Below are 8,179 nucleotides of genomic sequence, written 5' to 3'. Positions count from 1 at the left end.
ATCTCCTCGATCCTGATGCGGCACGTCGCCCCCGAGGTCCGGGAGTGGGAGTTGCGGCATGCCGGGAGCGAGCCGGACGAGCTGGTCGCGCTCCCGGCGAACCCCGAGATCGGCATGTCGGCTCGCGTCTGCGTGCCGCTGCGCCGGAAGGGCCGCACTCTCGGTTACTTGTGGATGGTCGACACCGGTGACCGGCTCGGCCCCGATGAGCGGGCGGTGCTGATGCGCGGCGCCGATACGCTCGCGGGACTGCTCGCGGCGGAGGCCGGCGCGGAAGTCCGGCCGCGGCCGTCGGGGCGGAACCTCGACCAGCTCGTCCGGCGGCTCTTCGAGGACGAGCAGGTCGAGGCCTACGACCAGCTCGCAGTCGCAGTGCCGGGCATCGTGGACGGGGTTGTCCGGGTCGCTGCGATCGTCGCTGCCGACGACGGTGCGCTCCGACCGTTCCGCCCCTCGGAGTTCAGCGCCCTGAACAATTCGCTGAGCCCAGGCCTCCGGCACCTCGAGGGCTTCCTCGGTTCCTACGTTTCCCGGACGTACGTGCTTCTGGTGGTGCACCAGCGGGACTGCGGAGAGGAACTGCGGCCGGTCCTGGACGAGATCGACCGCGTCGCCTCCCGATGCCTCGCCGCCGGCTCCCGGTTCACGATCGGGGCCAGCGACGGCATGCCGCTCGGCTTGCGTTCGGCTCGCGACACGAGGAGCCAGGCGCTCGCCGCGGCGGAGCTGGCGGTGCTGGACCCCGGACTCGGCCGGCACGTGCGGTGGAGCGGGATCGGCGTCTACCGGATGCTGCTCGACACCGAGGACCGGATCGACGTCGTGCTCGCACCGCTCGACGAGGCCGGTCCGTCAGCACCGATGCTGCTGACGACGCTGGAAACCTACTTGGACCTCGCAGGCGACGTGCAGAAGGTCGCCGCCCGGCTCTCCCTGCACCGCAGCAGCCTCTACTACCGCCTCGACCGGCTGTCCCGCCTGCTCCAGGCCGACCTCTCCGACGGGATGACCCGACTGGAGCTGCACGCCGCGCTGAAGTTCCGCCGGTCCGCCAGGCGGACCCTCAAGTAGTGCTGCACACCGGCGGCCGCCACGGGTCGGCCCTGCTTGTTTAGGGTCGTCCCATGCCTCTGCTGCGTGTTGACTCCTCGGTCCTGCTGGTCGTCGACCTCCAAGAACGCCTCATGCCGGCCATCGCCGGGGCGCGTGCCGTGCTGGACAACAACGTCCGGCTGGTGCGCGCCGCCACCCGCCTGGGCATCGATGTCCGGGCCACCGAGCAGAACCCCGAGGGATTGGGCGCGACCGTCGGCGAGATCGGGGACTTGCTGCCGCGGTCGGCCGAGCCGAAGACGACGTTCGCAGCGGGGATCGATCCCGGTCCCGGCACCATCGTCGTGACCGGCTGCGAGGCCCATGTCTGCGTGCTGCAGACGGTGCTCGCCCTGCGGGCCGGCGGGCGGGACGTCGCCGTTGTCGCCGACGCCGTCGGCAGCCGCACCGAGTCGAACCGCGAACGCGGCCTGGACCGCATGCGCGCCCACGGCGTCGACGTGGTCACCACCGAGATGGTCGTGTTCGAATGGCTGCACGACAGCGAGAACCCGGCCTTCCGCGAAGTGCAGAAGCTCATCAAGTGACCAGTGCTACCCGCCTGCCCGGCCGCGGCCGGGCAGGCGCGCAGGCCCTGGCTTGATCAGGCTATTTCGACGGTGACGCCGTGCTTCTCGATCTCGGCTCGGTCGGTGTCGGACAGGCCGCTGTCGGTGATCAGCACGTCGATGTCGGCGAGGGTCGCGTGCTGGCACTGGGTCGCGACGTCGAACTTGCTGCTGTCGGCGAGCAGGACTCGTTTGTGGGCGGCGTGCAGCATGAGCCGCTTTATGGCCGCCTCAGCCGGATCGGGAGTGGTGAGTCCTCGGGTGAGGGATATGCCGTTGGTGCCGAGGAAGGCGACGTCGACGTTGATTTCTTCGAGTTGTCGTGCGGCCCAGCCTTCGACGACGGCGAGGGTGGTCTCGCGGAGTCGGCCGCCGAGCGGGTAGACGGCGAACTTGGGACGGGTGACCAGGGTCAGCGCGATCGGCAGGGTGTTGGTGAAGATCGTCAGCTCGCGCTCGGGAGGCAGGAGCTCGGCCAGTTCCGTCGTCGTCGAACCGGCATCGAGGAGCACCGAACCGGTGTGGGGAAGGTGGGCGAGCGCGGCGCGAGCGATGTTCCGCTTCTCCTCGGAGTACTCCAGCCTGGAGGCGACGGGGGGCTCGAAGGAGGCGTGCTCGACGGGAAGCGCTCCACCGTGGACCCGGCGGAGCAGTCCTTGCTGTTCCAGGACGATGAGGTCCTTGCGGATGGTCTCACCGGTCACGTCGAGCTGGGCGGAGACGCCGGTGACGGTGATCTCGCCGGTGGTGCGCAAGATGCGGAGGATCTCCTGCTGGCGCTGCGCGGCGTAGCGGTACCGATTGCCGACCGCTTCATCGGTGCGCTTGCCGTTCTGCTTACCGCCCATCGGAATCCTTCCTCGTGCCGATTTCCCACGCCCCGGGGCCACGAGGCGTGGGATACCGATTGTCCCGCGTCTAGCAGCCCGTTCGGTACAGGGCCTGCTGGATCGAAGGTTCGGCGAGATTGTCCTTGGTCACGGCTACCGTGCCGGACGGGACTTCGGCTCGCACCGGCTTGCCGGTCATGGCAGCGGTGATCTGGTCGACCGCGGCGGTTCCGATCTCGTAGGGCTTCTGGGCGATGAGGGCTTGCACGACCCCTTGCTGGAGCTGCTGCACCTGGACCGGCCCGGCGTCGAAACCGACGATCTTCACATCACCGGTCCGCCCGGCGTTGCGCAGCCCGGTGGCAGCGCCTTCGGCGGCGAACTGGTTGGTGGCGAAGATCCCGGTGAGATCGGGGTGGGTGGCGAGCGTCGCGGAGACGATGGACGCGGCCTTGGCCGGGTCGTTGTCGTTGATCTGGGCACCCAGGTACTCGACGCCGGGGTGGTTCTTGATCTGCGCCTCGAAGCCCTGCTGGCGGGCGTCGGAGGTGGTGGCGCCCGCCTTGAAGGCGATGACCAGGACCTTCCCCTTGCCGCCGACCAGGTCGGCGAGCGTGTCGGCCGCCGCGGCCCCGGCTGCTCGGTTGTCGGTGGACACCGCGGTCTGCACGATCGACCTGTTCTTGAGGGTGGTGTCGACGAGACCGATGGGGATCCCGGCCTGGCTGGCCTGCAGCAGCGGCGGGAACATGGCGCTGTCGTCGGTCGGTGCGATCAGCATCGCGTCGGGTTTCTGGGCGACGACGCCGTTGACGACGGGCGTTTGCAGCGAGGGGTCGAACTGCTGGGGTGCTTGGACGTTGACCTGCATGCTCTGCTTCGCGGCGGCGTCCTGGATGCCGCACTGCATGCTGATGTAGAAGCTGTCCCCGGAGACCCCTGGGACGAAGGCCAGCTTCTTCCCGTGCACGTCGGCGGAGATGGTCGTGGTCGCGGGTGTTCCTTGCGAGCAGCCGCCCGCGGTGGCCGCGAGGACCACGACGGCGGCGGCGATGATCCTGCTGCGCATGGGTTTCCTTCCGGTGAGGTGGGGTCAGCCGCGCTCGCGCGCGCGGCGGCGGAGCTGGTCGAGGTAGACGGCGGAGATCAGGACGGCGCCGACGGCGACCTGCTGCCAGAACGGCTGGATGCCGAGCACGACGAACCCGTTCTGCAGCACGGTCGGGATGAACACGCCGATGACGGTGCCGATCATCGTGCCGACGCCGCCGAACAGGCTGGCTCCGCCGATGACGACGGCGGCGATCGTCTGGAGGTTGTCGGTGGAATGCCCGCTGATGGTGGTGGTGGCGAACCGCGCGACGGACAGGTAACCGGCCAGGCCCGCGAGCAGTCCTGCCAGCGCGTAGACCTTGATCAGGTGCAGCTTGGTGTTCACACCGGCCCGCCGCAGCGCTTCCTGGTTGGAGCCGACGGCGTAGGTGTAGCGGCCGAAACGGGTCTTGGCGAGGATGATCCCGCCCACCAGGGCGGTCGCACCGGCGATGACCACGAGTGCGGGGATCCCGGCGAAGCGGCCGGATCCGATGCTCAGCGCGAGCGACAGCGGCACGTCGCGCACGTCCACGCCGCCGGTGATGAGCAGCGCGAAGCCGAGGGACATGCCGAGCGTCCCCAGCGTCACGATCAGCGCGGGGATCCGGGCCCGGGCGATCAGCACTCCGTTGATCAGGCCCCACCCGGCGCCGACGACGAGCGCACCGAGCAGCCCGGCGATCAGGGTGGCGGGACCGTCGCCGCCGAACGCCACCATCACCTTGGCAGCGATCACCCCGGAGAACACCAGAACTCCGTTGACCGACAGGTCGATTCCCGAGGTGACGATGACGAACGTCGCACCGACGGCGAGGACCAGGAGGATCGATGCGTCCGAGGCGATGTTGCTCAGGTTCGCCCCGGTGGCGAAGCTGCCCGGCCGGAGGATCGTGAAGAGCGCGACCAGTCCGATGAGGACGAACAGGATGCGGGTCGCCGCGGAGCTGAGCCATCGGCGGTAGGCGGGGCGCGGCGCGGGGCGATCGCCGTCGTCGACCGCGGTGTCGGGCCGCGTGTTGAGCGGTGTGGTCATGATGCTTGCTCCTTGATGACTCCGCCGGTCATTGCCGCTACGAGGTCCTGCACCGATGCGCCGGCCGTGCGCAGCGCACCGACCCGCCGGCCGAGGCGGAGCACCTCCACCCGGTCGCAGACGTCGAGCACCTGCTGCATGTTGTGGCTGATCAGAACGACCGCGATGCCCTCGTCCCGGACCCGCTTGATCAGGTTCAGAACGCCCTCGGTCTGAACGACGCCGAGTGCGGCGGTCGGCTCGTCCATGAAGATCACCTTGCGGGCCCACATCGCCGCCCGCGCGACTGCGACGCTCTGCCGCTGGCCGCCGGAGAGGTCCGCGACGCTGGCGCCGGCGTCCTTCAGCGCGACACCCAGACGCCGGACGACCTGACTGGTTTCGCGTGCCATCGCCTGCGTGTCGAGGAATCCGAGCTTGCCCAGGAGGCCGGGCTTGAGGATTTCCCGCCCCAGGTAGAGGTTCGCCGCCGGATCCAGGTCCGCGGCCAGGGCCAGGTCCTGGTAGACCGTTTCGACGCCCGCCTCGCGCGCGGCGTGCGGATCGCCGAAGGTGACCGCCTCGCCGTCGACGAGGATCGTGCCGGACGTCGGCTGGTCGGCCCCGGACAGGATCTTGACCAGGGTGCTCTTCCCGGCGCCGTTGTCGCCGATGAGCCCGACGATTTCGCCGGCGTGGACGGTGAAATCAGCACCGCGCAGCGCCTCGACGTGGCCGAAGCGCCGCACGATGCTGCGCGCCTCCAACAATGCTTTAGGCACGGAAACCTCCGAAGGATGATCTCGAAGCCGACGCCGTTCGCCGTGGGCGTCAAGGCGGCCCCGCCGGGGGATTGGTGGTCGTTGGCCAAGACCGGTGGCAGGTCGACCACCTGAGTTGGCGCGGGATCAGGGGCGCCTGCGTCCAGGTCTGGGGCCGCTGCGCTCTTGGGTGGTGGCAGAGGAGGTGAGGTGCAGAGCGATCGGTCTGCACCTCGGGACCCGGGTGACGCGGCGGGCCGACGCCCACCGAATCTTCAATTCGATGTGAATATCTTGTAAGTGTTTGGAAATAGTCGCACTTGGTTGTAAAGCCGTCAAGGGCTGTGCGCTACGCGTGCTCAGCTGTCGTTCGGCGGCCTGCGCCGGTGCGGGACAGGGCGTGGTGCACCTCGGCGACGGCCAGCGCGATGCCATCGCGCGCTCGCTTCAGGTAGGTGCGCGGGTCGACCACGGCGTCGTTCGCGAGCAGCGCGTGGCGGACTTCGGTGGTGAACGCGACGTTGAGCGCCGTCCCGATGTTGATCTTCGTCATGCCGTTCTCGACCGCGCGGGCGAGCTCGGGGTGCGGCACGCCGGAAGAACCGTGCAGCACCAGCGGGACGCCGGCGCTGGCCTCGAGCTCCGCGATCAGGGCGTGGTCGAGTCGGGCGGTCTGGGTGGTCATGGCGTGCGAACTGCCCACGGCGACGGCGAGGGCGTCCACGCCAGTGGCCGCGACGAATTCCCGGGCCTCGGTGGGATCGGTGCGCACGCCCGGGGCGTGGGCGCCTTCCTTGCCGCCGACCTCGCCGAGCTCGGCCTCCAGCCAGAGCCCGTGCTGGTGGGCCCATTCGGCGGCGGCTCGGGTCGCCGCGAGGTTGTCCGAATAGGACAGCTTCGACGCGTCGAACATGACCGAGTCGAAGCCGACTTCGGCCGTCTGGTGCAGCAGTTCGACGTCCTCGATGTGGTCGAGGTGCAGGGCGACCTGCGCGGTCGAGTCCTCGGCGATCGCGCGGCAGGCGGCGGCGAGCGGCGCGAGCCGGCCGCGGTGGAACCGGATGGCGTTCTGGCTGATCTGGACGATCACCGGGGAGCGGGTCGACTCGGCTCCGGCCACCACTGCCTCGACGTGCTCGAGGGTGATGACGTTGAAGGCGGCGATCCCGGTCCGGTTCGCGGCAGCAGTGCTGATCAGTTCGGCGGTGGGGGTCCGCGGCATGGGCGTCTCCGTTCGGGCGGCGCGTGTCTTGACATAAATCCAAGGAAAGCCCAAGATATCCAATCAAACAGAAGAAGAAAACAGGCAAATCCAATTGCATGCGCGATGGGCGACGTGCTGGTGAGGGTGGGCGATGGTGCAGACGCTGCTGGTGGGCCTGGACATCGGGACGACCGCGGTGAAGGCCGCCGTCGTGGCCGACGACGGGCGGGAGATCGCGCACGGTCGCGCCGCCACCCCGTGGTACGCCACGCCGCTCGGAACCGAGCTGGATCCGCAGGCGCTGCTCGGCGCGGTGTGGGACGCGGCGGGTGAGGCGCTGGCGGCGGTGCCGGACGGCCGGGTAGTCGGCGTCGGCGTCACCAGCATGGGCGAGGCCGGCGTCTTGGTCGACGGCTCCGGGGATCCCGTGGCCCCCGTGATCGCCTGGCACGACACCCGCGACGGGGCCGAAACCGAGCAGTTGGGGCAAGACCTCGGGACGCTGTTCTCGTCCAGGACGGGATTGCCGCTGCGCACCCAGTGGTCGCTCACCAAGCACCGCTGGCAAGTGCGGAACCTGGTCGGCGCGCAGAAAGCAGTGCGCCGGTTCAACATCGCTGAATGGGTGGTGCGGGCGCTGACCGGTGTGGAGGCGAGCGACCGGTCGTTGGCCTCCCGCACGGGATGGCTCGACCTCTGGACCGGCCAGTGGTGGGACGAAGCGGTGGAGTGGTCGATGCTGCGGCCGACGTTGCTCCCGCCGCTCATGGCGTCCGGCCAGGCCGTCGGTGTCGTCTCTGCCCCTGAAGCGCCGCCGAGGCTTCGCGGTGCGACCGTGACCATGGTCGGGCACGACCACCAAGCAGCCGCAGTCGGTGCGGGCGTGCGGGAAGCCGGTGACGAGCTGGATTCCTGCGGCAGCGCTGAAGCTCTGGTGCGCGCGGTCCCGGTTCCGCTCGCGCAGGCAGCGGTCTCGGAACTCGCCGCTGCCGGGATCACGGTCGGCTGGCACGTGCTCCCGGACCGCTGGTGCTTGCTCGGCGCTACCCAGGGCGGACTCCTGATGCGGCGCGTGCTCGATCTCCTCGGCTGCGCATGGGAGGATCTGTCCACGATGGACGCTGCTGCATCGGCGTTCGAGCCCACCGGGATCGCGGTGTCGGACAGCATTGCGGGACGCGTGGACATCACCGGAATCGGCGATCACGCCTCTCCTGGGCAGCTCTGGCGCGCAACCGTCACCGCGGCGACCGAGCAGGCGGCCGCCCTGCACCGCACCATGAGCCGGATCAGCGGGCCGCACGGTCGGATCATCGTGACCGGTGGCTGGTCGCACAGCACGGCTTTCATCGGCGCCAAGCAACGCCAACTCGGCCCGTTGCACCGACCGGCGGTGGCCGAAGCGGGTGCGCGTGGAGCCGCGCTGGTCGGCGGTGTCGCCGCCGGGATCTACCCCGGCATGACCGAACTCCCGGCGCCCGCCGAGGTCCACGACGAGCACGTCGCGCCGCTCAGCATCCGCTGACCCGCAGGTGGCGCGCACCAAACGCCTGCCATGCCACGTGAAGGGGAACGATGAGGGCACGAATCAAGGAACGCACCGATGAAGGCCAGCG

At 69.6% G+C, this 8,179-nt stretch carries 8 protein-coding genes; 3 read left to right on the top strand and 5 right to left on the bottom strand.

Annotated features, from left to right (window positions below):
* Together ABTZ89_RS09660 and ABTZ89_RS09655 are read left to right on the top strand one after the other, a co-directional pair.
* Positions 1-1,071 (top strand): PucR family transcriptional regulator (locus ABTZ89_RS09660; protein WP_351042311.1); only part of this gene is annotated, 1,071 nt, incomplete at its 5' end.
* 53 nt (positions 1,072-1,124) lie between these two features.
* Positions 1,125-1,640 (top strand): isochorismatase family protein, encoded by a 516-nt coding sequence (locus ABTZ89_RS09655; protein WP_351042309.1) that lies wholly within the window; start codon positions 1,125-1,127, stop codon positions 1,638-1,640.
* Positions 1,641-1,696: 56 nt separating this feature from the next.
* On the opposite strand, the gene ABTZ89_RS09650 is transcribed toward ABTZ89_RS09655, so the two are convergent.
* From ABTZ89_RS09650 to ABTZ89_RS09630, 5 genes are all read right to left on the bottom strand, one after another.
* Entirely contained in the window at positions 1,697-2,509 is an 813-nt protein-coding gene (locus tag ABTZ89_RS09650) for a DeoR/GlpR family DNA-binding transcription regulator (protein ID WP_351042307.1), read from the bottom strand.
* Between the two features lie 70 nt (positions 2,510-2,579).
* The gene (locus ABTZ89_RS09645) at positions 2,580-3,560 is read right to left on the bottom strand and encodes an ABC transporter substrate-binding protein (protein WP_351042305.1); all 981 of its coding nucleotides are present in this window, start codon (positions 3,558-3,560) and stop codon (positions 2,580-2,582) included.
* A gap of 24 nt (positions 3,561-3,584) precedes the next feature.
* Entirely contained in the window at positions 3,585-4,619 is a 1,035-nt protein-coding gene (locus ABTZ89_RS09640) for an ABC transporter permease (protein ID WP_351042303.1), read from the bottom strand.
* Positions 4,616-5,380 (bottom strand): ATP-binding cassette domain-containing protein, encoded by a 765-nt coding sequence (locus ABTZ89_RS09635; protein ID WP_351042300.1) that lies wholly within the window; start codon positions 5,378-5,380, stop codon positions 4,616-4,618. Before ABTZ89_RS09635 ends, ABTZ89_RS09640 begins: the two co-directional genes overlap by 4 nt.
* A 328-nt stretch (positions 5,381-5,708) precedes the next feature.
* Entirely contained in the window at positions 5,709-6,581 is an 873-nt protein-coding gene (locus ABTZ89_RS09630; protein ID WP_351042297.1) for a class II fructose-bisphosphate aldolase, read from the bottom strand.
* A gap of 133 nt (positions 6,582-6,714) precedes the next feature.
* On the opposite strand from ABTZ89_RS09630, the gene ABTZ89_RS09625 reads away from it, so the two are divergent.
* Complete coding sequence (locus ABTZ89_RS09625) at positions 6,715-8,088, top strand: FGGY-family carbohydrate kinase (RefSeq protein ID WP_351042294.1); 1,374 nt, start codon at positions 6,715-6,717, stop codon at positions 8,086-8,088.
* Positions 8,089-8,179 lie beyond the last annotated feature (91 nt).

Origin of the sequence: Saccharopolyspora sp. NPDC002686, assembly GCF_040295745.1 — a bacterium.
In the GTDB taxonomy this organism is placed as follows: domain Bacteria; phylum Actinomycetota; class Actinomycetes; order Mycobacteriales; family Pseudonocardiaceae; genus Saccharopolyspora; species Saccharopolyspora oryzae.
This window is presented reverse-complemented; position numbering and strand designations above follow the sequence as displayed.

Bases quoted from the DNA above. Each gene is read 5' to 3' on its own strand.
- ABTZ89_RS09655 (WP_351042309.1), top strand. From the start codon at position 1,125: ATGCCTCTGCTGCGTGTTGACTCCTCGGTCCTGCTGGTCGTCGACCTC.
- ABTZ89_RS09625 (WP_351042294.1), top strand. From the start codon at position 6,715: ATGGTGCAGACGCTGCTGGTGGGCCTGGACATCGGGACGACCGCGGTG.
- ABTZ89_RS09630 (WP_351042297.1), bottom strand. From the start codon at position 6,581: ATGCCGCGGACCCCCACCGCCGAACTGATCAGCACTGCTGCCGCGAAC.
- ABTZ89_RS09650 (WP_351042307.1), bottom strand. From the start codon at position 2,509: ATGGGCGGTAAGCAGAACGGCAAGCGCACCGATGAAGCGGTCGGCAAT.
- ABTZ89_RS09645 (WP_351042305.1), bottom strand. From the start codon at position 3,560: ATGCGCAGCAGGATCATCGCCGCCGCCGTCGTGGTCCTCGCGGCCACC.
- ABTZ89_RS09640 (WP_351042303.1), bottom strand. From the start codon at position 4,619: ATGACCACACCGCTCAACACGCGGCCCGACACCGCGGTCGACGACGGC.